17 protein-coding genes are annotated in these 24551 nt (G+C 57.6%); 12 read left to right on the top strand and 5 right to left on the bottom strand.

Features of this window, described 5'->3' with window-relative positions; all coding sequences use genetic code 11:
- The first annotated feature begins 105 nt into the window (after window positions 1-105).
- From ACQUWM_RS02790 to ACQUWM_RS02800, 3 genes are all read left to right on the top strand, one after another.
- Entirely contained in the window at window positions 106-1779 is a 1674-nt protein-coding gene (locus ACQUWM_RS02790; protein WP_407000417.1) for an AMP-binding protein, read from the top strand.
- A 161-nt stretch (window positions 1780-1940) separates the two neighbouring features.
- The gene (gene hrpA / locus ACQUWM_RS02795) at window positions 1941-5885 is read left to right on the top strand and encodes an ATP-dependent RNA helicase HrpA (RefSeq protein ID WP_428921108.1); all 3945 of its coding nucleotides are present in this window, start codon (window positions 1941-1943) and stop codon (window positions 5883-5885) included.
- Window positions 5886-5986: 101 nt separating this feature from the next.
- Entirely contained in the window at window positions 5987-7108 is a 1122-nt protein-coding gene (locus tag ACQUWM_RS02800) for a beta-ketoacyl-ACP synthase III (protein ID WP_428921109.1), read from the top strand.
- A gap of 13 nt (window positions 7109-7121) precedes the next feature.
- Here ACQUWM_RS02800 and ACQUWM_RS02805 read toward each other — a convergent pair whose 3' ends face one another.
- Window positions 7122-7529: an acyl-CoA thioesterase gene (locus ACQUWM_RS02805; protein ID WP_428921110.1), complete on the bottom strand. Its 408-nt coding sequence runs from the start codon at window positions 7527-7529 to the stop codon at window positions 7122-7124.
- Between the two features lie 92 nt (window positions 7530-7621).
- Here ACQUWM_RS02805 and ACQUWM_RS02810 point away from each other — a divergent pair, with 92 nt between their 5' ends.
- From ACQUWM_RS02810 to dinG, 5 genes are all read left to right on the top strand, one after another.
- On the top strand, window positions 7622-8407 hold the full coding sequence (locus ACQUWM_RS02810; protein WP_428921111.1) for an MlaA family lipoprotein: 786 nt from the start codon (window positions 7622-7624) through the stop codon (window positions 8405-8407).
- 5 nt (window positions 8408-8412) lie between these two features.
- A complete protein-coding gene (locus tag ACQUWM_RS02815; protein WP_428921112.1) occupies window positions 8413-9900 on the top strand; it encodes a DUF3336 domain-containing protein in 1488 nt (495 codons plus the stop codon).
- Between the two features lie 113 nt (window positions 9901-10013).
- On the top strand, window positions 10014-11729 hold the full coding sequence (locus tag ACQUWM_RS02820; protein WP_428921113.1) for an AAA family ATPase: 1716 nt from the start codon (window positions 10014-10016) through the stop codon (window positions 11727-11729).
- A complete protein-coding gene (locus ACQUWM_RS02825; protein WP_428921114.1) occupies window positions 11729-12484 on the top strand; it encodes a general secretion pathway protein GspB in 756 nt (251 codons plus the stop codon). Before ACQUWM_RS02820 ends, ACQUWM_RS02825 begins: the two co-directional genes overlap by 1 nt.
- Window positions 12484-14676, top strand: coding sequence for an ATP-dependent DNA helicase DinG (dinG, locus tag ACQUWM_RS02830; RefSeq protein WP_428921115.1), 2193 nt, complete (start codon window positions 12484-12486; stop codon window positions 14674-14676). Before ACQUWM_RS02825 ends, dinG begins: the two co-directional genes overlap by 1 nt.
- 257 nt (window positions 14677-14933) lie before the next feature.
- Here dinG and ACQUWM_RS02835 read toward each other — a convergent pair whose 3' ends face one another.
- Window positions 14934-17657, bottom strand: coding sequence for a LuxR C-terminal-related transcriptional regulator (locus tag ACQUWM_RS02835; RefSeq protein ID WP_428921116.1), 2724 nt, complete (start codon window positions 17655-17657; stop codon window positions 14934-14936).
- A 260-nt stretch (window positions 17658-17917) separates the two neighbouring features.
- On the opposite strand from ACQUWM_RS02835, the gene cysB reads away from it, so the two are divergent.
- Entirely contained in the window at window positions 17918-18895 is a 978-nt protein-coding gene (gene cysB / locus ACQUWM_RS02840; protein WP_406985184.1) for an HTH-type transcriptional regulator CysB, read from the top strand.
- Here the strand turns inward: cysB and ACQUWM_RS02845 are convergent.
- A complete protein-coding gene (locus ACQUWM_RS02845) occupies window positions 18889-19617 on the bottom strand; it encodes a phosphoadenylyl-sulfate reductase (RefSeq protein ID WP_428921117.1) in 729 nt (242 codons plus the stop codon). The genes cysB and ACQUWM_RS02845 overlap by 7 nt on opposite strands.
- A 200-nt stretch (window positions 19618-19817) precedes the next feature.
- Between ACQUWM_RS02845 and thrH the strand changes: the two genes are divergently transcribed.
- On the top strand, window positions 19818-20432 hold the full coding sequence (thrH, locus tag ACQUWM_RS02850) for a bifunctional phosphoserine phosphatase/homoserine phosphotransferase ThrH (protein ID WP_407000428.1): 615 nt from the start codon (window positions 19818-19820) through the stop codon (window positions 20430-20432).
- Between the two features lie 32 nt (window positions 20433-20464).
- On the opposite strand, the gene ACQUWM_RS02855 is transcribed toward thrH, so the two are convergent.
- Window positions 20465-21793 carry an anthranilate synthase component I family protein gene (locus ACQUWM_RS02855; RefSeq protein WP_428921118.1) on the bottom strand — a complete coding sequence of 443 codons (1329 nt, stop codon included), beginning with the start codon at window positions 21791-21793 and terminating at the stop codon, window positions 20465-20467.
- Window positions 21794-21948: 155 nt separating this feature from the next.
- Here ACQUWM_RS02855 and ACQUWM_RS02860 point away from each other — a divergent pair, with 155 nt between their 5' ends.
- Window positions 21949-22542: a hypothetical protein gene (locus ACQUWM_RS02860; protein ID WP_428921119.1), complete on the top strand. Its 594-nt coding sequence runs from the start codon at window positions 21949-21951 to the stop codon at window positions 22540-22542.
- A 181-nt stretch (window positions 22543-22723) separates the two neighbouring features.
- Window positions 22724-23653: a DUF6160 family protein gene (locus tag ACQUWM_RS02865; RefSeq protein ID WP_428921120.1), complete on the top strand. Its 930-nt coding sequence runs from the start codon at window positions 22724-22726 to the stop codon at window positions 23651-23653.
- A 148-nt stretch (window positions 23654-23801) separates the two neighbouring features.
- Here ACQUWM_RS02865 and ACQUWM_RS02870 read toward each other — a convergent pair whose 3' ends face one another.
- The gene (locus ACQUWM_RS02870) at window positions 23802-24431 is read right to left on the bottom strand and encodes a hypothetical protein (RefSeq protein WP_428921121.1); all 630 of its coding nucleotides are present in this window, start codon (window positions 24429-24431) and stop codon (window positions 23802-23804) included.
- Window positions 24432-24551: the final 120 nt, after the last annotated feature.

Consider the following 24551-nt stretch of genomic DNA (forward strand, 5'->3'; position numbering starts at 1 on the left):
TTCTCTCCCCCTCATTTTTCGGCTGATACTTTTGTCGGGTTGATTTTCTGATCACAACGACACTGGTAAATCATTATAAACACAAGCGCCAAACAGGAGATGGTGATGGATTTCGAGCAGTTCTATCAGGACAAATACCCCGCTGGTGTACCCGGTGAGGTTGACCTGAACAAATACAAAAGCATGGTTGATGTATTTGAGCAGGCCGTGAAGAAATACGCCGATCGGCCCGCATTCAGTGCTGTTGGCGCCACCCTGACTTACCGTGATCTCGACACCCAGAGCCGTAACTTTGCTGCCTGGCTGCAGAACAAGACCGATCTCAAGCCCGGCGATCGCATCGCCGTGCAGATGCCCAACGTCAGTCAGTACCCGGTAGTGGTCTTTGGCGCCATGCGCGCCGGACTGATCGTGGTGAACACCAACCCGCTGTACACCACCCGGGAGATGGAGCACCAGTTCAACGATTCCGGCGCCAAGGCTCTGGTGGTTCTTGCCAACATGGCGGAAAACGCCGAGAAGGTGCTGCCGCAGACCGGCATTGAGCATGTCATTGTGACTGAAATTGCCGACATGCATTCACCGATCAAGCGTACGCTGATGAACGCCGTGGTCAAACACGTCAAGAAGATGGTGCCGCCGTTTAACCTGCCTCAGGCCCATAAGCTGCCTGCGGTGCTGAGTGCCGGCGCCCGGGAAAAGTTTACCCCGGTTGAATGCAAGCAGGACGACATTGCCGTGTTGCAGTACACCGGCGGTACCACCGGTGTGGCCAAGGGCGCCATGCTGACTCACGGCAACCTGGTGGCCAACCTGCTGCAGACTCGCCCGATGATGGAAGACATCGTGGTGGAAGGTCAGGAAGTGGTGATCGCGCCGCTGCCGCTGTACCACATCTACTCCTTTACCCTGAACTGCGGGATCATGCTGGAAGCCGGCGCCCATAACGTGCTGATTCCGAACCCCCGCGACATTCCTGGCTTCGTGAAGGAGCTGAAGAACCACAAGTTCACCGCGTTCCTGGGGCTGAATACCCTGTTCGTGGCGCTGTGCAATAACGACGAGTTCAAGGCCCTGGACTTCAGCGGGCTGAAGCTGACCTCTTCCGGTGGTATGGCGCTGACCAGCGACACCGCCAAGATGTGGCAGCGCGTCACCGGTTGTGAAATCAGCGAAGGCTATGGCATGACCGAGACATCACCGGTCGTGACCTTCAACCCGCACAGCGCTATTCAGCTGGGTACGATTGGTCTTCCGATTCCGTCCACGAAGATCAAGACCATTGACGACGAAGGAAACGAGACCCCGCTGGGCGAACCTGGCGAGCTTTGCGTCAAGGGCCCACAGGTTATGCGCGGCTACTGGCAGCGTCCGGAAGATACCCAGAAATCCTTCACCGAGGATGGTTATCTCAAGACCGGTGATATTGCGCTGATCCAGGAAGACGGTTATATCCGGATCGTGGACCGCAAGAAGGACATGATCATCGTATCCGGCTTCAACGTCTTCCCGAACGAGATTGAGGACGTGGTCAGCAGCCATCCGAAGGTGGTTGAGTGCGCCGCCGTGGGTATTCCGGATGCCAAGAGTGGCGAAGCCGTCAAGGTATACCTGGTGGCGACCGCCGAAGGTGTTTCCGAGAATGAACTGAAAGAGTTCTGCCGTGAGCGCCTGACCGCCTACAAGGTACCCAAGAACTTTGAGTTCCGGGACGAGTTGCCCAAGACCAACGTAGGCAAGATCCTGCGTCGCGAGCTGCGTGACGAAGCGAACGCCTGATAAAGGCCGAGAGTAAAACCCGGCTAAAGCCTGCGCTTGCAGGCTTTACCGTCCAGAAAACCCCGCTTAGGCGGGGTTTTTTTCGTTTAACAGGCAGGCAGTTCCCGTTAGACTGGCGCCAATTTCCTTTTGATCCATCTCGACACTGGTGAATCCTGTTCATGTCCCGGACCCCGTCGCAATCAGTATCTGCCACACCGGATAAGGCTTCCACGCCGGACAGCAAGGCTGTAGTCAAAGCCATCATGGAGCAACTGGACGCCTGCAATCAGCAGGAGGCCGCCCGCATCCACAAGCTATTGGCGCGAAAAAAGGGGAAGCCGGGGCAGAAAGACCTGGAGAAAATGGCGGGCTGGCTTGATCGTGGGCTGGCGCGGGTGCAACAACGCCAGGCGTTGCACAAGCCCGCGACCTTTCCGCCGGATCTGCCGGTGTCCGATCGGGTGGATGACATCCGTGAGGCGATTGAAAAACACCAGGTGGTGATCATTGCCGGTGAAACCGGCTCAGGCAAGACCACCCAGATCCCCAAGATCTGTATGAACAGCGGCCGGGGCATCCGTGGGCTGATCGGCCACACCCAGCCGCGGCGACTTGCGGCGCGCAGCGTGGCCGGGCGCATTGCCGAGGAACTGGGGGAACAAACCGGTCAGCAGGTGGGTTATCAGGTTCGTTTTACTGATAACACCTCCGAGCAATCCCGGGTCAAGGTGATGACCGATGGCATCCTGCTGGCGGAAGTCCAGCATGACCGGTTCCTTGATCGCTACGACACCCTAATTATCGATGAGGCCCATGAGCGCAGTCTCAACATCGATTTCCTGTTGGGTTACCTGCGCCAATTGCTGCCCAAACGGCCCGACCTGAAAGTGATCATCACCTCGGCAACCATCGAAGTGGAGCGCTTCAGCCATTTCTTTGGTGATGCGCCTGTCATCGAGGTCAGCGGTCGTACCTATCCTGTGGATGTTCGATACCGCCCCCTGACCGGTGATGAGGATGACCGCGACCAGAGCTGGACGGACGGGGTGATTAGCGCTATCGACGAAATCGAGCAGCACGAACGGCAGGAGAAGAAACCTCCGGGTGATGTCCTGGTGTTCCTGCCGGGCGAGCGGGAAATCCGCAACCTGAGCAAGGTGCTGCGCCATGTGGATCTGAGGCACACCGAGGTGCTGCCGCTGTACTCCCGTTTGAGTAATCAGGAGCAGAACCGCGTCTTCCAGGGGCACCGGGGCCGGCGCATTGTGTTGTCCACCAATGTGGCAGAAACGTCGCTGACGGTGCCCGGGATTCGTTACGTCATCGACACCGGCGTGGCGCGTATCAGCCGCTACAGTGTGCGCTCCAAGATTCAGCGCCTGCCGGTTGAACCCGTGTCCCAGGCCAGTGCTAACCAGCGGGCAGGGCGCTGCGGCCGGGTGGCGCCGGGCATTTGCTTCCGTTTGTACGACGAGACGGATTTTATCAATCGCCCGGAATACACCGATCCGGAGATTCTTCGCACCAACCTGGCCTCTGTCATTCTGCAAATGGCGACGTCCGGCCTCGGAGAAATTCGTCATTTCCCGTTTCTGGAGGCGCCGGACCGCCGGTTGATCAATGACGGCTATAAGCTGTTGGAAGAATTGGGCGCCGTCGATGACAAGCGTCGGGTGACCCGCCTTGGTCGCACCATGTCACGGTTGCCGCTGGACCCCCGGCTGGCGCGGATGCTGGTAACCGCCGCGGAGCTTGGCAGCCTGGCGGAAACACTGGTGATCATCGCCGGTCTGAGCATTCAGGATCCCCGCGAGCGCCCTCAAGAAAAACAGCAGGCTGCAGACCAGGCCCACGCGCCGTTTAACGACAAAGAATCGGACTTTGCCAGCCTGCTCAACCTGTGGAATTTCTATGAGGAACAGCGCCAGGAATTGTCCCAGAATCAGCTCAAGAAGGTCTGCCAGAAGACCTTCCTGTCCTGGATGCGGATGCGTGAGTGGCGGGATATCCACCGTCAGCTCACCCTGATCTGCCGCGAACAGAAGCTGGCTTTCAATACTGAGCCCGCATCTTATGATTCCCTGCACAAAGCCATCCTGGCAGGCCTGTTGGGGCAGGTCGCGGTCAAGGTGGAAAAGCGCGAGTACCTGGCCACGCGCAACCGAAAGGTGACCCTGTTCCCGGGCTCCAAGGTGTCCAAAAGCGCCCCCAAATGGATCGTGGCGGCGGAAATCGTCGAAACCAGCCGTGTCTTCGCCCGCATGGTGGCCGCCATACAGCCGGAATGGATCGAGCCGCTGGCAGGGCATGTGGTGAAGCACCATTATTTTGAACCCCACTGGGAGCAGAAGCGCGCACAGGTCATGGGCTATGAAAAAGTCACCCTGTATGGGCTGGATGTGGTACCGCGCCGGCGTATCCCTTACAGCAAGGTAGACCCGAAGGAATGTCGGGAACTGTTTATCCGGCGGGCACTGGTTGAAGGTGATTACCGCTCCCGGGCCCCGTTTATCGAGCGTAACCGGGCATTGCTGGATACGGTCGAGAATCTGGAGAAGAAAACCCGGCGTCGTGACCTGTTGGTGGATGACGAAGCCCTGGTGGCGTTCTACGACCAGCGTCTGCCGGAGGACATAGTCAGCGGTCGCCACTTCGAGACCTGGTGGAAAGGCCTCAGTGCTGACGAACTGAAAAACATGGAGCTCACCGAGCAGGATATCCTGCAGCGTCCGGTGGACGAACAAGCGGACTCGCTGTACCCGGATTATCTCGAGTGGGAAGGTGTGCAGTATCCCCTGAGTTACGAATTTGAGCCCACGAGTGAGCGGGATGGTGTCACCTTGCAGGTGCCGCTGATGGCGCTGAAGCAGATTCCGTCACGCAGGCTTGAGTGGCTGGTGCCAGGACTGCTAAGGGAAAAATGCATCGCCCTCGTCAAAGGACTTCCCAAGTCGCTGCGCCGGAACTTTGTGCCGGTACCGGATTTTGTGGACGCCGCCCTGGAGAATATGCAGCCGTCCAATCAACCCCTGGCGATCCAGTTGGGTGAGCAGTTGCGGCGAATGACCGGGGTGCGGATTGATCCGGAGGCCTGGCCGGAAGACGAATTGCCCCGACACCTTCGGATGAACGTCCGGGTGATGGGCGATGGCGACAAGGTGATGGCCGAAGGGCGGGAAACCTCGGTGCTGCAGGACCAGCTTGAAGGCAAGGCCGAAGCGGCCCTGGCCTCCGCTGCCGAGACACCTGACGACTCCCAGTCGGAGCAGGAGTATGTCGATTGGGATTTCGGGTCGCTCCCGAAGTCAGTCCAGACCGAAAAAGGCGGTATGCAGGTGACGGTCTACCCGGCGCTGGAAGACCTTGGTAAAGCCGTGAAACAGGCCCGCTACCTGGACCCGCTGACCGCAGAGGATGCTACCCGCAAGGCGGTCGCCCGGCTGATGCTTAACCGGTTCGGCAACACCCTGGATGATCTGGAACGAAAACTTCCGTACTTCAAAGGTTCGGCGTTGATGTTTGCACCGGTGGGGCAGGCCAGAGTGTTACTGGATGATTTGCTGGTGGCGACTGCCATGGAGCACTTTCTGTCGGACGGTTTGCCCCGTGACCGGCAACAGTTCGAAGCCATTTTCGACGGCGGCCGGGGGGATTTCATCCCGGCCCTGGAGCAGGCGGATGAACGCCTCCATCAGGCAATGAAAGGCTATCATGCGGTGGCTAAACAGCTGAAAGGCAAGATCAGCCTGGCGCAGGCAAACAGCATGGCGGACCTGAAATTTCAGCTTCAGAACCTGGTCTATCCCGGCTTTCTGGTCGCCACCCCGACCCAGTGGCTGGAACAGTTTGGTCGCTACTTCGAAGCGGCGTCTGTCCGCTTCGAGAAAATGCCGCGGGAAATGGGGCGTGAGCGGGAGTTTCTTCACACGATCGAGCCGCTCTGGTCGCGTTACGCCAGTAAACAGGCGGAGCAGCAGCGCCAGGGTGTACGGGATCCGGAACTGGTGCTGTATCGGTGGATGCTGGAAGAGTTCCGGGTGTCTTTCTTTGCCCAGCAGTTGGGCACAGTCATGCCGGTGTCTGTTAAAAGGCTGGACCGCCAGTGGGAGAAGACCCGGGTCTGAGACCTTCGTCGGCGCGAGCAAATTATCAGGACTGTGTTACTATTTGGTGCATAAGCGGAACGTTCTTTCATTTGTTTTCACTACCATGACGTGGGGTTAGCGTGATTAAAGCCGTCATCAGCGGAACCGGTCTGTATACACCGCCTGCAACCATCGACAACGACGAACTGGTGGAGGCATTCAACGCCTTCGTTGAAATCCATAATGGCCAGCATGCCGACGAGATTGCCCGTGGCGAACTGAAAGCTCTGCAGCCTTCTTCCTCGAGCTTCATAGAAAAGGCATCCGGTATTAAACGTCGTCATGTGATCGACAAGACCGGCATTCTTGATCCGGAGCGTATGGCGCCGCACATCCCCGAGCGTGGGAATGATGAGCCCTCCGTGCAGTGTGATATGTCGGTGGCAGCCTGCAAGGAAGCCCTGGAACAGGCCGGAAAGACGGCGGCAGACGTGGATGCGGTGATCGTTGCCTGTTCCAACATGCAGCGCCCATACCCGGCGATCTCTGTCGAAGTTCAGGCCGCCCTGGGTATTGAAGGTTTTGCCTATGACATGAACGTGGCGTGCAGTTCGGCAACGTTTGGCCTGCAGGCGGCGGTCAATTCCGTGGAAAACGGCAGCGCCCGCGCTGTGCTGGTGGTCAGCCCGGAAATCTGTTCCGGCCACCTGAATTTCCGTGACCGCGACAGCCACTTCATTTTTGGCGACGCCTGTACCGCGATATTGGTGGAGCGAGAGGAAGATACAGCTTCAGGGCAGGGGTTCGAGGTTCTGGGCACCAGCCTCAAGACCAAGTTCTCCAACAACATCCGCAATAACTTTGGTTTCCTGAATCGGGGCGATGAGACTGGCATTGGCAAGCCGGACAAGCTGTTCGTGCAGCAGGGTCGGAAGGTCTTCAAGGAAGTGTCCCCGCTGGTTGCGGAAACGATCCTGAGCCAGCTCAAGGGGTTGTCACTGGCGGCAGATGACCTGCGTCGCATGTGGCTTCACCAGGCCAACCTGAACATGAACCAGTTGATTGCCCGCAAGGTGCTGGGTCGTGATGCCGACATCGATGAGGCGCCGGTGATTCTTGATGAATACGCCAATACCAGTTCCGCTGGCTCCATCATTGCTTTCCACAAACACAAGGATGATTTGGAATCCGGTGACCTGGGCGTGATCTGCTCCTTCGGGGCCGGTTACTCCATCGGCAGCGTAGTGGTACGCCGCCGATAGCCCCTGCTGATATCTAATCGGCTGCCAGGGCCCTGAGTGTGTCCGGCAGCCGGGTGGATGAGCGGGCTGCCCGGTCAAACCAGACAATCTTGGCATAACCCTCTGCATACAATTCACCCGTGTCGGCATCCGTCAGGGTATGGTAAGTATCCAGACTGGTATTGCCGGCTTTGTCGGCGTATGTTTTCACCACAACGGTGGCCGGGTGGTTCAGCTCTTTCAGAAAGGTGGCGCTGGTCTTTATAATGATCGGCCCGTCGGCTGCCTCGGGTCCGCCTAATTCAAGGGATCTCAGCCATACGATCCGGGCTTCCTCGAAGAAGCGGAAATAAACCGTATTGTTGGCGTGGCCGTATGCGTCCATATCTCCCCAGCGAAGGGGGACGGACAAAGTGTTGACTAGATTTCCCGGTACTGACATCGGGTTCCTCCGAACCTGAGAGCGAATAAAAAGAAAAACAGAGCCGGTATTTTCGACGAACTGAAACGGATTTAACAACCTCAGGCTCAAAAATGACAGATTATTTTTCCCGGTGCCGGGCACTTGCCATAGTGCTGGCCGCTCTCATCGGATTCGTGGGGGGCGCTGCGCAGGTGGCCGCCCAAAACGTGCAGGAACCCGCCCCCGAGATGTCCGGGCCGGTTAATGAAAATGATCCCTATGAAAACTGGAATCGCAAGGTCTATACCTTTAATGAAACCATCGATAACTGGTTTTTGAGGCCGGTAGCCAAGACATACCGTACGGTGATGCCAGGGTTCGCCGACCGGGCTGTGACCAATGTTTTCAATAACCTCTCCGAAGTCCGTAATTTCGCAAACAGTCTGTTCCAGCTCAAGGGTGAGGCCGCTGTTGTGGCGGCTGGCCGGTTCACCTACAACACGGTGTTCGGGTTGGGAGGGCTGATTGACGTCGCTACGGCTTTTGAGCTTCCGGAACGTCCGGAGGATTTCGGTCAGACCCTGGGTTATTGGGGGGTTGAGTCCGGTCCATACCTGATGCTGCCATTGCTGGGGCCATCCAACCCCCGGGATTTTGTCGGGCTGAGCACTGATTTTTGGGTTATTCCGTCCGCCTGGGACGCCGTGGAGGAGCCGGAAGTTTACTTTGCCAGGGCCCTGCAGATTGTCGATAAACGAGCCGATCTTATCCCCGCAGAAGGCTTTATGTCCGGAGACGGCTATACTTTTGTCAGGAACGCGTATCTGCAACGCAGGGAATACCTGATCAACGATGGCAAAACCACGTCTGATCCGTTTGCAGAAGACGATGATGATCTGATGCTGGAAGATTTTTGATCGCAATGACCGATGATCGCATTCGCAAGTTTCGAAAGATGCTGGCGGAGGCGCCCAATTATGAAGTTTGGAAAGCCGCTGCCCTGGAACTCGATTTCCTCGAGGGGAATGTGGAGTGGAAAGAGGACTTTGTTTCTGACCTCTATCACTATGAGCTGATCTACGATCGGCTCAGTAACCTTCGCCAGTATCGACAACAGAACGATTTCGAACGTCTGAAGCGAGCGTTGCGGGAAGGTCTTCACCATGACCTCGGCAACATGGGTAACGCTGCGCTTTACAGCCGCTCCCGCGTGGGTACCAAACACCTGGTGGAGGAATACATCACCCAGGTCTGTGAAGCGCTGGATTTCCTCTGTGATCACCCGGTGCCCGGGTTCCCAGTGGCGGAGAAGCTGCAGTTCTTCCGGGATACCCTGACCAGCTACGGCCGCCCGACGCTGTTGCTGAGCGGCGGCGCGACGTTGGGTATGTTCCATTTTGGCGTGATCAAGGCGTTGTGGGAGAAGGGGCTGCTGCCTCAGGTAATTGCGGGGTCCAGTATTGGAGCGATTATTGCCGGAATCCTGGGGGTTCATACCGATGCGGAAATCCCGGAAATGCTGGTGCCGGAGAATCACAATCTGAAAGCCTGGAAATGGCGCGGGCTGATCAGTGCGATGCAGGGTGACGGGCTGATGGACCAGGATCAGCTGAAGGCCTGCCTGCGTGCAAACATCGGCGAGTATACGTTCGAGGAGGCGTTCCAGCGGACGGGGCGTTCGATCAACGTCAGCGTATCGCCGGTACAGGCCCATCAGAAGGCCCGCTTGTTGTGTGGGTATACCTCACCGTACCTTCTGGTGTGGAGTGCCGCGCTGGCCAGTGCCGCTGTACCGGGAATTTACCCGCCGGTAACCCTGATGAAGAAAGACATCCATGGCAACTCGCTGCCGTACATGTCCCGGTTAAAATTCGTGGATGGCTCGGTGGTCAGTGACCTGCCGATTGAACGTCTGATGCATCTTTACGACGTGAACTTCACCATCGTCAGCCAGACCAACCCCCACGTGGTGCCTTTCCTGAATCGCCGCGGCCGGGACGAAAAGCTCAGCCTGGCGAATCTGCCGATGCATTTGCTCAAGTCCGAGATTCAGTTTCATGGTCAGGGCCTGTTTGATTATCTCCGCAAGAGGGTTCGTCCCGAGATCATGCGGCAGGTATCCGGCCAGCTCTATACCATCATGGCTCAGCGTTACTCCGGTGATGTGACTATTGCACCATCCTACCGCTTGCGGGATTACCGGCGCATGCTGGCGAACCCGGAGCCGGAATACGTGCGGGAGATGATTCTGGCGGGTGAGCGGGCAACCTGGCCGAAAATCTCGATGATCCGTTCCCACGCAAGAATTTCCAAAACCCTTGAGCGATGCATCCGGCGGCTGAAACATCAGCAAAAACGGGTAAACGCCGGGCTCAAACTGGTAAGCAATGCAGATTCCGGTGCCTCCTGAGATGACATCTCCCGGAGGCGGGCGGTATGATACCGCGATGGCCGGGAAGCCTGTTGGGGAAATCCTCCCCAATGACTTCTGCAAGCTCCGCCTGAGCACCTGACTGGACTCTCATGTATTACGATTTCTTCGGTTTTCGGGAACCCCCGTTTTCGATTGCTCCGGACCCCCGCTACCTGTATCTGAGCGAGCGTCACAAAGAAGCGCTGGCCCACCTCATGTACGGGATTCAGGGGCAGGGTGGCTTTATTGTGATTACCGGTGAGGTAGGAACCGGGAAAACCACGGTAAGCCGCTGCTTTATCGAAAACGTACCGGACAACGTCGACATTGCCCTGATTCTCAATCCACGGCTGTCCGCGAGGGAGCTGTTGTCGTCCATCTGCGATGAACTGGAAATTCCCCACCCGGTGGGATCCAGCATCAAGAAACTGGTGGACCTGATCAACGCGGATCTGCTCAAGGCTCACGCAGCAGGCCGGCACAAAGTGTTGATGATTGATGAGGCGCAGAACCTGTCTGCCGATGTACTGGAGCAGTTGCGCCTTCTTACCAACCTGGAAACCGCTGAAAAAAAGCTGCTGCAGATTGTGTTGCTTGGTCAGCCTGAGCTCCAGGAGTTACTGGCGCGGCCCGAGCTGCGCCAGCTCAACCAGCGGGTGACCGCACGCTACCACCTGGATGCCCTTGGGCGTGACGAACTGCCCGGTTATCTGAGGTATCGTCTTGGCGTGGCAGGTCTGCGGGCTGACATTTTCAGCCCGGGGGCGATCAAGAAGCTGTTCAAAGCCAGTGACGGTATTCCCCGGCTGATCAATCTGATCAGTGATCGTGCTCTGTTGGGCGCTTATGCCGAAGGCGAGCACGTGATCACAGCCGCCCATATCCGCACGGCGGCAAAAGAAGTGAATGGCGGCCATTCTCCCACAGCACGCCCGATGACGGCGGATACCAACAAGCCCCGGTATCTCGCCCTGGCCGCGTCCATTCTTGTTGCGGTTGTTGGCACCGCCTGGCTTTTCGAACGTTGGCAGGTGGATGCCGATGATTCTACGGAACAGGCGTCTGTAGAAGCGGATGTCGATACCAGTGACCCCGTCGGAGGAAGGGTTGAGCGCATTGAGCAGGAAACCCCGCCGGCGCCTGTTGATCCGGAGCGTTCGTCAGAGACGGAGTCTGAACCAGAACCGGCGCTGGATTTTGGGTTCGAGTCTCACTCACAGTCCCGGGCTGATGCTTTCCGTGATCTGTTTGAACTTTGGGGAAAAGAGTATAAGCCCGCGGACAACCCCGACCCCTGCATCTACGCACGTATCCGGGGTCTGGACTGTCTGGCTCGGCAGGGTGCGCGCAGAAGTCTTGAAGATCTGAACCGGCCGGCCATCCTTGAACTTCGTAACGATGAGGGCCAGCGCCGGTATGTGACGATCCAGCACCTTGAAGGCGACCAGGTTACTCTGGCCATGGCCGGGAATTCCAGGGTGGTGGCCTTTGACTCCATTGAGCCTTACTGGTTTGGTGACTTTACGGTGTTATGGCAACTACCGCCTTACATGGATGATAGTGAGGACAACACCGACAGTGATACCGAGCAACTCTGGCTCAGCTCCCGAATGATGGAGCTGGCAGACCTGCACGCCGACGGGCGCCAGCAAAGCGATCAGGTCAAGCGCATGGAAACCCGCGAACAGGTACGCTGGTACCAGCGGCAGAAAGGGCTGACGGTTGATGGTATCGCAGGCGCCATGACGGTTATCCAGATAAACAATGACCTGAACGAATCCGGACCAAGATTGTCGCCAACGGATCTGGCACGGAGGGATGACTGATGTCCTATATACTGGATGCTCTCCGGAAATCCGAAACCGAGCGTCGCCAGGGAAAGATTCCGGACCTGGGCCAGCAGGTCCAGTTGATCCACAAGCCCCGCAAAAAAACGGTACCAGCCGCCGTCTGGGTGGCTGTCGCGCTGATTATTAATGCTATCGTGCTGGCGGTGATTTTCTGGCCCGGTGGCTCGCCCGCCACCGATGAGAGCGCTGGGAAGAGTGCGAGTGAGAGTGTGGGAGAGCGCGCCGGTGTGTCAGACTCCGCGCCGGAAGCAGCAGCCAGGGAGCCGGTGGCCCCGGTTCAGCCACAACAGGACGGGAACCAGACGTCGTCTCCGGAATCGGATACGGCCAGGACAGAACCGGCCGGTGAGGCCGTAGAGGAGCCAATGGACGCTCTCGCCGAAAGCGGTGAGGCGGAGCCCCGCCTTCGTCCAACGGTGATCGTACCCAACCGGACGGAGGCAAACAGCGTTCCGGCGCTGCCTGAACAGGAACCGATGGGGCGTGTGCCCCACCTGGTCGAACTCCCTTTGCCATTTCAGAAGAGTATTCCCGATTTGATTTTCAACAGCCATATCTACTCGTCCGATCCTTCCGCGCGGCGGGTAATGATCAACAACCAGTACATGAGGACCGGTGACAGCTTTTCCGGCATTCGCGTCGACCGCATTACCGAGGAGGGCGTGGTGCTGAGCAAGAATGGCCGCCAGTTCCGGGTGGGAGTGGTCCGCGACTGGGTGAGCCCGCGCTGATGGCCCTGACCGACGAAACCAAACAGCAGATTCAGCAGACCTACCGGGATGTCCTGGCGGGAAAGGATATTCGGGCCCGGTACGGCCAGCGGCTGATGATCGCGGAAATTGCCCGCTATATGGGCGATATCACCGATAACGACGGCCAGCGTACGTCGCCGCCGTCGGCCTGCGTTGTGGAGGCGGGCACCGGTACTGGCAAGACCCTGGCGTACCTGATTGCGGCTATTCCTGTCGCCAAAGCCCTGGGCAAGACGCTGGTGATTTCCACGGCCACCGTGGCGCTGCAGGACCAGATCGTCCACAAGGACCTGCCGGATCTCAGGAAGCACAGCAAGCAGGATTTCAGCTGGACCCTGGCCAAGGGGCGCGGGCGCTATCTCTGCATGTCCCGGCTTGAGGCCCGCCTCCATGACGAGGGTAACGGCGACAGCGATACCATGCCGCTGTTCCTGCTGGATGGACCCGGCAACGAGGAGCCCGGAACCCGCGCCTTCTTCGAGGATATGCTGGCCAGCTATGGCTCCCGGACCTGGGACGGCGACCGTGACCACTGGCCCGATCAGATTCCCGATGACATCTGGCGACAGGTCACCACTGATCACCGGCAGTGTACCAACCGCCACTGCAGTTATTTTGACAGCTGTGCGTTCTTTGACGCCCGTAAAGATCTGGACGACGCCGACATTGTGGTGGCCAACCACGACCTTGTCCTGGCGGATCTGGCCCTTGGCGGAGGAGCGATTCTGCCGGAGCCGGAAAACGCGCTGTTCATTTTCGACGAGGCCCATCACCTCCCGGACAAGGCGCTGAACCATTTCGCCGCGTCCGTACCGCTGAACGCGACGCGGCAGTGGCTGAAACAACTGTCCCAGGCTATGGGGAAAATGCAGCCGTTCCTGGCGCCATCGACCCTGGCCGCAAAAACCATTGATCGGGTCAGTGAGGCGTCGCGGGGGGTTGATATGGCTCTGACCGACGTCTACAACGAGGCGGAGCAGAATACCGGCTGGGAATTCAGTGAAGAACGTCGTTCAGCACAGTGGCGATACCCGGACGGAGAGCTACCGGAAGCCCTGGCGGCGTTGGCTGCGGATGCCAGAATTGCGACCGCTAACCTGGTGCGACAGCTGGGCGTTCTGGTGGATGAGCTCCAGAAAGCGTTTGATGAGCGCAAGGAACACGATGTGGACCGGGAAACGGCGGAATCCTGGTACCCGGTCATTGGTTCGTTTCATGCCAGATCTGAGGATCAGCTTCGGCTGTGGGTAGCCTGGTGTGAGACCACCGGGGCCAGGCCGGCTGACAGCGACGAGGCCGACGGGGAAGAGATTCAGGTAAAACCGAAATCAAAAAGCCCGCCTGCGGCACGATGGGCCATTCGCCAGCGCTGGGACCATGCCGAGGACATTACCCTGTACAGCAGTCCGGTACTGGCCGACAACCTGCTGTATTCCAGGCTCTGGTCCCGTGCTTATGGCGCAGTGCTGACCAGCGCCACATTGACGGCGCTTGGGCGTTTTGACCGTTTGCAGGCGCGGGCGGGGTTGCCGGAAGCCAGCCGCTTCCTGGTGGTTCCCAGTTCCTTCCGCTACGCCGAAATGGCCACGGTAGAGGTACCCGCCATGACGGCGATGCCAACCGATGACGCCTTTACCGATGCCCTGGTGTCACGCCTGCCGGATCTTTGGGTGGGCGAAAAGGCCACACTGGTACTGTTCACCGCCCGCCGCCAGATGCAGCTCGTTCGCGACGCCCTGGCGCCGGAGTATCCGGACCTGATCATCACCCAGGACGACATGGCCAAGGGCGAGGTATTACGCCAGCATTGCAGCCGTGTGGACGAAGGGCGCCCCAGCGTGCTGTTCGGGGTGGCCAGTTTTGCTGAAGGCATCGATTTACCCGGAAAATACCTCGGCCACGTGATCATCACCCGCCTGCCATTTTCCGTACCGGACGATCCGATCGAGGCGAGTCTGGCGGAATGGGTGTCCCAGCGGGGCGGAAACCCGTTTATGGAAATAACCGTTCCGGATGCTTCCATCAAACTGGTCCAGGCTGTCGGGCGGTTGCTGAGGACCGAGCAGGATACCGGTCGGGTCACCATTCTTGACCGGCGGATTGTCTCTCGCCGCTATGGACAGCTACTACTGGATGCCTTGCCGCCTTTTCGCCGTATTATCGAACAGTGAGCGATAAAAAAAGAGCCATCCCGGTTGGGAATGGCTCTTGTCAAAAGGGGTTCTGAATCGAACCCGGGCGTCGAAAACAACGCGGAACAAGGAATCTGAAGGCCTGAAGTTTCAGAATTCCTGGTGAGGGCGCGCCTCACCGTGAAATGAATCATAGAAGAAGAAGGGGCTTAGACGGATCGTCCAAAGGGCGTAGTGGGGCGCAATAGTTCGCCGAAAATGTGATGTGAATCACAAAATCGACCCGCCCATCCGGGTCAATCCAGTAAGGCGAGTTCCCGGGCCCTGGCCAGGGCTTCGGTCCGGCGGCTGACCCCAAGTTTGCCGTAAAGGTTACGGATGTGTGCCTTGACGGTCGCAGGGGCAACGTTCATGCGGTTGGCGATATCCTTGTTGGCCAGTCCCTCGTTGATCAGTGTCAGCACTTCCTGTTCCCGCTGGCTCAGGGGTTCCGCAAGGATCTCGCCAGAAGCGGTCATTGTCTCGACGTTATCCCTGCCCGGGGCGTGTTCCTGGCCCGCTGGCGGGCTGCTGATACCGCGAAGCATCGCCAGCAAACGGCTGTTCCAGCCGGAAGACGCTCGCAGGGCGGGCAACTCCATCAACAGCTCCCGTACAGTGGGACTTTCCTCAGCGAACAATCGCATAAATCCGGCATCCGCGGCCTTCTGCACCGCCTGAGCCAACATCTGGCTGGCCTCTGAGGTTTTCCCCTCGACATGCAGGGCCTCTCCGTAAACCGTCAGGATCTCCACCAGGTGTCGGAAATGCTGATCTTTTTCAGCACTGAGACGTAACGGCGCAAGTATCGACATGGCCTCCGCCGGGCGGGCCGCAGCCACCAGGACCCTGGCCGTACTGATCTGATTCTGCTCCCGGTTCAGGGGGTTGGAAAAATGCTCATCGGTGACGGATTGGGCCCACTGTTGTGCCCGCTGAAGCTGGCCGGCTGCCAGGTAACACCGGGCAAGCAATGCGGAACAGGCAGGAGGCTCGAACAGGATATGATCGCGCCGCCGCCGGGCGACCGTGGCGGCGTCCTCCAGGGATTCGATGGCTTCCTGGTAACGGCCCTCGCTGAAGGCGAGGTGGCCCCGCACGTACTGAATAACAACGTGCTGCCCGGGTTCGGTACCGTTAGTGACATGATCAAGCAGCGGCGCCAGGTGAGAGGCCGCCAGTTCCGGTTCGTTACGTTCGCGGTATATTTCCGTCAGTGCGCTGTTCTGCCAGCAGGAAATCAGTCTGGGTTGAGCCGGATCGGTATACTGCTGGTCCACCCAGCGCCGCACCGAAGTACAGGTTTCCAGGGCGTCATCGATATCGCCGCGATTGTACTGGATCCAGGCCAGCAGGCCGCCACTGGAGAGCACGGTGCTGGGTTTGCGTTCCAGTTCTCCATAGCGGACCGCGGAACGAAGTGCCTCTTTGGCGGAAGGCAGGTCTCCCTTGCCGTAGTGGTCCAGGCCGACACCGTAGTAGGTGACGGACTTGAGGGGGATGCGGGTATGGTCGATATCCCTGAGTACCTGACGTGTCAGATCACTGGCGCTCTTGTCATCGCTTCTGGTACGCGCAAGGTAGGAGCGGATCAGGGATATTTCGCTTTGCAGGCCCAGGGCGCCCTCGGCATCCGGGTGGGAGTCGGCCACCCGTTTATCCAGAATATCCTCGAGGTTCGAAAGCAGCGGCTCAAGCATCTCCACGCGGTTGGCAAAGAACAGGGCCCAGATCCGCAACATTTGCAGTTGCGGGCTGCCATCCACCACGTCGGTCGGTAGTGAGTCCAGCCAGTTGAGAACGGGGAGGTGATAGCCGCCGTGAATCAGGTTATTGCCGTGCTCCGCGAGAACCCGTGCCAGCCAGGCCCAGTCTTGCTGGCGAACGATCTGGGCAATGCCTTCCTGCACGTGATCATGGTTGAGCAACCACGTCACTGCCCGCTGCCAATGCTGCTCGGCCATGTCCGGGTCATGCGCCCATGCCCGATGCAGCAACGCGTCCCGGAACAGGTCATGGTACCGGAACCATTGGTTGCGGGTGTCCAGGGGGATCAGAAACAGGTTTTGCCGCAGCAGTTGTTCGAGCAGAGACTGACTGTTCGATGCCCCCCGTACCGAATCACACAGCGCTGAACAGAGCTTGGGGCAACAGGCCGTACTGATCAGAAAGTCGCGAATGTCCCCGGGCTGCTGTTCGAGCACCTCGCTCAGGACATAGTCATTGATGCGACGTTCATCGACATCGACGGTAATAGGCGGAGCCGAGGATTCACGACTGGACCTGTTGACCCCGGAGAGTGCCGACAACTGCATGGCGGCCACCCAGCCCTCGGTTTTCCGGCAGATTTTCCGGACTTCCTGCTCAGAGACGTCCAGCCCCATGGTTTCCCGGAAAAAACGCTGGCATTCCTCCTCGGAGAACGCCAGCAAACCGGGGTGAATGTCTTCGATCCACGCCCGGACTCGCCAACGGGACAGGGGCAGGGGAGGCTCCGTGCGTGACGCGAGCGTTACCGTGACTCCCGGCGGCAGGTAGTCCACAAAATAGGAGAACTGGCGCTGGATATCGGTATTCCGGATGAAGTGGAAATCGTCCAGCACCAGCGACCACTGGGCGCCATCTGCGGCGAGGGCATTGATGAGACTGGTGATGGGCCCCTCCAGCTCCTGCAGGGAGCAGTGGCTGAGCTGTTGCCGGCAGAGGTCCATACCTGCCAGTCCGCTGTGCTCAAACGCGCCAGCCATGTACTGCCAGAAGCGCCGGGGTTCGTCATCATGTTCATCGAGGGAGAGCCAGGCGGTCGACGTGCCCAACTGCGTGCACCACTGGCTCACCAATGTTGTTTTACCAAACCCGGCCGGCGCAACCACCAGGTTGAGCCGTTTCTGGAAGCCGGGTTGCAACAGACTGCACAGCCGTTCCCGACTGACGGCGCGGGGGTCGGAGGTGGGTCTGAGGAACTTGGTGGTCAGCAGCATCGTATCCCTGAATGCACTTGAAGTATCGATTTCGGATTGTGTGCTTTGTCACACTGAAGTCAAGGGTGCTGGCTGCAAAAGGGCATTAGGAATGCAGCGTTATTCGGTTTTTGGTCTAAACTGAGTGGGAAGGTATTGTGTATACCAAAAAAGAATGAAAAATGAAATTTTTATGCGTATTCTGTGTTTTATCAGTGTGGGCTGAAGCACAGCGGTAACGCAGCCCGAGTTTTCCGGGAATTCAGGGAGCAACAGGGTCGATGAAATTACAACAGTTGCGCTATATCTGGGAAGTCGCGCACCATGATCTCAATGTATCTGCCACCGCCCAGAGTCTTTTTACCTCGCAGCCGGGTATTTCCAAACAGATTCGACTGCTGGAGGATGAGCTTGGTCTCGAGGTGTTCGCCCGCAGCGGTAAACACCTGACGCGGATCACCCCGGGCGGGGAAATCATTATCCGTGAAGCGGGGGAAATACTTCGCAGGGTAGAGGGCATCAAAAAGATTGCCCAGGAGTTCAGCAACCAGCGCAAGGGCGATCTCAGTATTGCCACTACCCACACCCAGGCCCGGTACGCGCTGCCTCCGGTTATCAGTGGCTTTATCGAGGCCTATCCGGATGTGTCTCTGCATATGCACCAGGGAACCCCGATGCAGATTTCGGAGATGGCGGCCAACGGCGCGGTGGATTTCGCCATCGCCACCGAAGCCATGGAGCTGTTCAATGACCTGATCATGATGCCTTGCTACAAGTGGAATCGCAGCGTGATCGTGCCCAGGAACCATCCACTGGCCAAACTATCCGAGTTAACCCTGCCGGAGCTGGCGCAGTACCCGCTGGTCACCTATGTCTTTGGCTTTACCGGTCGCTCCAAGCTGGATGAAGCGTTCCAGTCCCAGGGGCTAACGCCAAAGGTGGTGTTCACCGCCGCCGATGCTGATGTCATCAAGACGTATGTCCGCCTGGGGTTGGGGGTCGGCATCATTGCCAGCATGGCATTTGATGAGAAGGTTGATACCGACCTGGTTGCCCTGGACGCGCGCAAGCTGTTCCGGCCCAGCGTCACCCGCATCGGTTTCCGTAAGGGCACCTTCCTGCGCGGTTATATGTACGAGTTTATCCAGCGCTTCGCGCCCCATCTCACCCAGGAGAGGGTGGATGAGGCGGTTGCGCATCAGGGCAGCCGATCGGAAATCGAAGAGCTGTTCCGGGATGTCGAGCTGCCGACTTACTGACCGTCTTTGGCGATCAGATTCCCGGCGTGCAGGCCACATTCTTTCTGTGTGGCCTCTTCCCACCACCAGCGGCCTTCACGTTCGTGCTGGCCAGGCAGTACAGGCCGGGTGCAGGGCTCACAGCCGATACTGACGAAGCCTCTGTCATGCAGCTTGTTGTATGGGGCTTCCGTCATGCGGATGTAGTCCCACACTTCCTTTGATGTCCAGTCCGCCAGGGGATTGAACTTCACCAGTTGCCGTTCGTCCGTGGAGAAGGCCTCGTCTATCTGCACCACCGGCACGTCGTTGCGGGTGCCCGGGCTCTGGTCCTTGCGCTGCCCGGTAATCCACGCGTCGACGGTGGCCAGCTTGCGGCGGAGCGGGTTGACCTTGCGAATGCCACAGCATTCGGAGTGGCCATCCTCGTAGAAGCTGAACATCCCCTTGCGGGTGACCAGATCCTGAACTTCCTGAGCATCGGGGAATAGCACTTCAATGGTAATGCCATAGTGCTTGCGCACCCGCTCGACGAATTCATAGGTTTCGGGGTGCAGTCGCCCGGTATCGAGGGTAAATACCCGGAGGTTGTCTGTGAGTTTATGGGCCATTTCGATCAGGGCGACATCCTCGGCCCCGCTGAAGGAGATGGCAATATTATCGAACTTCGCCAGGGCTGCTTTAAGAATGGCCCTTGGGCTCTGTCCTTCGAGTTCCTGCTTTAACGCGCCAACATCTGTCATGAAAAGCGTAGTCCTTCATAAATGTGTGATAAATCTACCATTAAGTGTGGCCCGGCTGAAGGAATCTGGTTGTATATCCTTATAGCGGGCAAGAAGCACGATGCATTCGGCGGCGGATTTTCTTATCATACGGGCCCATTGAAACCCGAGCGTCCAGGCTGGCCGCCGGAAACACTGACTATGACAATCAGGAGATCACTGTGGAACTCGCGTGCCTTGACCTCGAAGGAGTACTGATCCCGGAAATCTGGATCGCGTTTGCGGAAAAAACCGGCATTGAGGAACTGAGGGCCACCACCCGCGATATCCCTGATTATGACGTATTGATGAAGCAGCGCCTGCGGCTGCTGGATGAGCACGGTTATGGTCTGCCCCAGATTCAGGAAGTGATCAGTGAACTGGACCCGCTGCCCGGCGCCAGTGAGTTTCTGGACTGGCTGCGTGAGCGCTTCCAGGTGGTCATCCTGTCCGATACGTTCTACGAATTTGCCATGCCGCTGATGGCCAAGCTGGGCTTCCCGGCGCTGCTTTGTCACAAGCTGGAAGTGGCGGAAAACGGTCAGATCACCAATTACCTGCTGCGCCAGCGCGATCCCAAACGCCAGTCGGTCAGGGCATTCCAGCTGCTGAACTACCGGGTTATCGCAGCCGGGGATTCCTACAACGACACCACCATGCTGAGCCAGGCGGAAGCCGGCATCCTGTTCCACGCCCCGCAGAACGTCATTGACGAGTTCCCGCAGTTCCCGGCGGTTCATACGTTTGACGATCTCAGGCAGGAGTTCCTCAAGGCCAGTGCGGTTCACAGCGCCTGATTGACTGTTAGAGGGCGCACAGGTTGCGTCCTCTACAAGGACTCCAGAACCCGCATCAGTTTGCCAACCTTGGTGACAGACTCCTGGTATTCCTCCTCGGGATCCGAGTCCGCAACAATTCCGCAGCCCGCCCAGCAATGAATCGAGCCATTCGACTCGGTCATCAGAGTGCGGATAGCGATATTGCTCTCCAGATTGTTGTTGAAATCCCATTGAAACAGTGTGCCGCAATACGGTCCCCGGGCGTGGCATTCCAGTTCACTGATGATTTCCATTGCTCTTCGCTTCGGCGCGCCCGTAATGGAGCCTCCCGGAAATGCCATTAGCATGGCATCAAGAGGCGAGTGGTGCTCATCCAGGGTGCCCTCCACTGTGCTGACCAGTTGATGGACATTTTCATAGGATTCAATGTCGAAAAGATGAGACACCCTGACCGAGAAACTCTGGCAGAAACGGGACAGGTCGTTCCGCAACAAATCTACAATCATCAGGTTTTCCGCGCGGTCCTTAATGGAAGCTGACAGCTCTTCGGCAATATCTTTATCCTTCTGCACCGATGCGTGGTTACGTGGCCGCGTACCTTTTATTGGTTTGGTGACCACCTGCCTGCCTCTGATACTGAGAAAAAGCTCGGGCGATATACTGAGAACCTGCCATGCGCCTGCATCAAGGTATGCGCAGTAGGGGACAGGGATGGCGTTGGTCAATGCGGTGTAGGCCTGGTAGGGGGAGCCTGACCACTGACCAAGGTATTTGTTGGACAGATTGGCCTGGTAGCAGTCCCCAGCGTGAATATAGTCCAGAACTTTGCCCACTCCGTTCAGGTAATGGGTTTTATCTTTATCGCCCTGGAATGGACGGGTAATCCGGAAACCAGGGTGTGCTTCAGGAAAGGGCTGGCCGAGGAACCCGAGGACCGTTGATTGAGTGTGATCATCGCAGGCGGGATGAAAAGCCAGGTGTGCCCCTTCGGCTGGGTTATTGGCATCGGCTATGAACAGCTCCCATAAATAAAGACCAACATATCCCCCATGTTCCGTCGGGTGAGCCGCTGAATCACTGAAGCCGGGCACGGTGCATCGGCCGGCTTCATAGAAAAGGCTTCCGAACAGGCCGCCTGAGGATATGGAACCCTCCAGTGAATAGGCACGGTGTTGCGCCTTGATATCGGCCATGACTTGCAGAAAGGCTGGCTTTCCCAGCGGGATCCGCCAGTTCTGTACAGGGTAGGCCGTCAGGATTCGCCCGCCCCGGTCTGGTGAATGAAAGTCGACAAAACCCTTTGTCCCACAGATGTGGGAAATGACGTTGTTCGCCTCCTCCAGAGAGATGGCCAGGGTTCTTTCGGATCGTTCAGTCACGGGATCGGTCACCAGTTGAGGGGGTATGCAATGAATATTTGCACGTTGTTACACACTTAACAAAATTACGCACAGGTTAACGGTAGCCTTGAAGAAGACCGTCCCGGTGCGGGGCGGTGCCATATTAACAACACTTCGAAAGGCAGTAACCACTTATGAAAACACAATCCCTGATTCGTTTTGGTATTTTCGCGTTCGTCATGATGATTGCAGCGGCCTTCTCTGGAGCCGCCATGGCTCAGGATGCAGATGATTATGACAACCACGTCCTTTCAGATGGAAAGCTGTCCGAGGAAGAGCTGGCAACCGTAGTGGCACTTGCACAAAAACATCTCAAGGAAATGACAGAGGTGTCCGTTGGTTCCGTGGGTGAGGAGCTTGAGGCATCCGGTGTGTTCCAGCCCATGGCCTGGATGCTGATGAAAGACGGTGAGGTGAAGAAAATGGCGCTTTCGGAAGAAGCGCAGCAGGCTCCGGGTGAGGCGAAGGTCCTGATGTACCGTGCGGGCCTGAAATCAATCGCCCGTCGAGGCGAGATCCACGCATCCCTTATTACCTATCCGGGGAAGATTGACAAGAACGGCGAGCAGATTCGGATTATGGCGATCGAGCATGAACATCGCCTCGGAGTTTCCGGGCTCAAACTGATTCCGATAGAACTGGAGCAGGGTACCGCCGAGTTCGGCAATGCCATGTCTCAAGAGAAACCCTTTCAGATTTTCTACGATGACAAAAGCCAGAAGTCGTAATTTTAACCGATTGATAAATAAGTATTAAATTTGAGTATATAACTAACTGAAGCATTTTGTGACAATTTGTGAATACATTCACGGAACCGGAATGTAAAACAATCTTAAATGAAGGCGTGGGTAAGGCCCACTCATAAAAGTTCAAGTGGATACAAAAATAAGTTCAATCAAGGAGAACAAGATGAAAGGCCTGAAGAAACTTGCATTGGCAACAGCCGTTGCCGCCGCGCCTTTTGCAGCTCACGCCGAGCTGCAGGCCATGGACGACAGCATGATGGGCGATGTCACCGGTCAGGCCGGTGTGACTATCGAGCTTGAGACCCGCGTTTCCATTGGTCAGTTCACCTACACCGATGAAGGCAGCTTTGCGGTGAAGGGCATTGAGCTGGGTGGTGCTGGCGTGAGCCAGACGGATTCAGCCCAGGATTCCGGGCTGGGCAACCTGCTTGACCAACTGGTTATCGATATCGACATCGCAGATGATGGCGATGCCATTATCCATGTCGGTTCATTGCAGCAAGACGCCGATGGCAACGCGGTGCCTATCGACTGGGGCTTCACTGCTGACTCCATGGAACTGGATGGCAATGGCGGTCAGAACACTGTACTGGTGTCCAACATGGACTCCTGGGGTCTGTTGGGTGCCCTGGATATCCGCGTAGACACTGACGACGTGGATGGCCAGGCTGGCACTGGCACACTGAATCTGGACGCGGCATTCACCGTTGAAGAAATGAACTTCGACGTTGAATTCCTCGGCATCGGTGTTCGTGGTATGACCATCAACAGCTCTGAGTCCGGTGGTGAAACCCTTGGCGCTGCAGGTCTGGCTGCGATCTTCGGTGAAGATCCGGCGAACCTGACCGATGAAGAAACTCGTAAAGTGGGTCTGGCTCAGGCTGGTTTCGCTATCGTGGGTCTCGATATCTACAAAGGTGACGGTCTTGGCGCCTCCACTGCTACCGATGTACTGCGCATCGATGTAGAGGATGTCCTGATGGATATCAACGTTGCAGAGACTGTGATCGGTGGCGAGAGCATCGGTACGATCGGCATCGACAACCTGCACGTCAGCGATACCCGACTGGCTGTGTATGGCCATGCTGACTAAGCGAACACTCGAAAGAGTCTAGCTTGACTATGCCCCGCCTTTGGCGGGGCATTTTTTTGTCTGTCAGGTAATTGCGAACAAAAAACGGTGCCTCGCGAGGCACCGTTACAGGAATACGATCTATCCCGGCAGGTGGTCCTGAACGCCGTTACTGATCCGGCACCGCGATCGACAAATCAAAACCGCCCCCTGGCCGTGGAGTCAGTGTGACCGGCCCTTCGTTAATGGCGTGGGGAACTTCAATGCGGTCAATGCCCGGGGGATTACCAATGGAAAAGTTTACGTTCTGGCCATCGTAGCCAATACCGAGCTGGTCATTCAGGAATGTCTGGGTGAAAGGCTCATCCGGGATCTGGGCCTGCTGGCCAAAAATGATGGGCTGGATCGTGGGCGCAAAATCCGCCCGGGGTTGGGCGCGGGCCAGTTCCTCCTGAGGCAGCAGTAAAGCGCGGCGGAGAAACTCTTCCTCGGCCTGTTCCAGGGCGTCGGATTTGCCTTCTTTCTGGTAGCGCTGAAGGGCCTCCCGATAGGCTTCCTCTTCTGCTTCTGTCAGCACCGGTTCGCCGGGGGAAATCGTCAGGGAGCGAATAATACGCTGTCGGTCTGCGGCGCTCTTTTGCTGATCCCTGGGGACGACAATAACGGCGGAGTCCTTCACATAGGTTTCCACCATCTCATCGGATGTCATGGTTTGTACCCCGGCCGACAGCGCGGAGCTGAAAACGGCAAGGCCGGTGGCGCTGGTAATGGCAATGGAGAGAGACGTTGGGCGTGTCATGGTATAGCCTCTTGGCCTGTGATCCACGAAGGTGAGGTGCGTCTGAAAAGGTACGGCACTCAGTCAGCGCCCCATAAATCAGTATTCGGATTGCCAGACACAAATTCAAGGGATTTCTGG

Origin of the sequence: Marinobacter sp. DUT-3 (assembly GCF_050379435.1) — a bacterium.
Classification (GTDB): Bacteria; Pseudomonadota; Gammaproteobacteria; order Pseudomonadales; family Oleiphilaceae; genus Marinobacter.

Bases quoted from the DNA above. Each gene is read 5' to 3' on its own strand.
- cysB (WP_406985184.1), top strand. From the start codon at position 17,918: ATGAAATTACAACAGTTGCGCTATATCTGGGAAGTCGCGCACCATGAT.
- ACQUWM_RS02810 (WP_428921111.1), top strand. From the start codon at position 7,622: ATGACAGATTATTTTTCCCGGTGCCGGGCACTTGCCATAGTGCTGGCC.
- ACQUWM_RS02820 (WP_428921113.1), top strand. From the start codon at position 10,014: ATGTATTACGATTTCTTCGGTTTTCGGGAACCCCCGTTTTCGATTGCT.
- ACQUWM_RS02790 (WP_407000417.1), top strand. From the start codon at position 106: ATGGATTTCGAGCAGTTCTATCAGGACAAATACCCCGCTGGTGTACCC.
- ACQUWM_RS02845 (WP_428921117.1), bottom strand. From the start codon at position 19,617: ATGACAGATGTTGGCGCGTTAAAGCAGGAACTCGAAGGACAGAGCCCA.
- ACQUWM_RS02865 (WP_428921120.1), top strand. From the start codon at position 22,724: ATGAAAGGCCTGAAGAAACTTGCATTGGCAACAGCCGTTGCCGCCGCG.
- ACQUWM_RS02805 (WP_428921110.1), bottom strand. From the start codon at position 7,529: ATGTCAGTACCGGGAAATCTAGTCAACACTTTGTCCGTCCCCCTTCGC.
- ACQUWM_RS02870 (WP_428921121.1), bottom strand. From the start codon at position 24,431: ATGACACGCCCAACGTCTCTCTCCATTGCCATTACCAGCGCCACCGGC.
- ACQUWM_RS02825 (WP_428921114.1), top strand. From the start codon at position 11,729: ATGTCCTATATACTGGATGCTCTCCGGAAATCCGAAACCGAGCGTCGC.
- hrpA (WP_428921108.1), top strand. From the start codon at position 1,941: ATGTCCCGGACCCCGTCGCAATCAGTATCTGCCACACCGGATAAGGCT.
- dinG (WP_428921115.1), top strand. From the start codon at position 12,484: ATGGCCCTGACCGACGAAACCAAACAGCAGATTCAGCAGACCTACCGG.
- ACQUWM_RS02835 (WP_428921116.1), bottom strand. From the start codon at position 17,657: ATGCTGCTGACCACCAAGTTCCTCAGACCCACCTCCGACCCCCGCGCC.
- ACQUWM_RS02815 (WP_428921112.1), top strand. From the start codon at position 8,413: ATGACCGATGATCGCATTCGCAAGTTTCGAAAGATGCTGGCGGAGGCG.
- ACQUWM_RS02860 (WP_428921119.1), top strand. From the start codon at position 21,949: ATGAAAACACAATCCCTGATTCGTTTTGGTATTTTCGCGTTCGTCATG.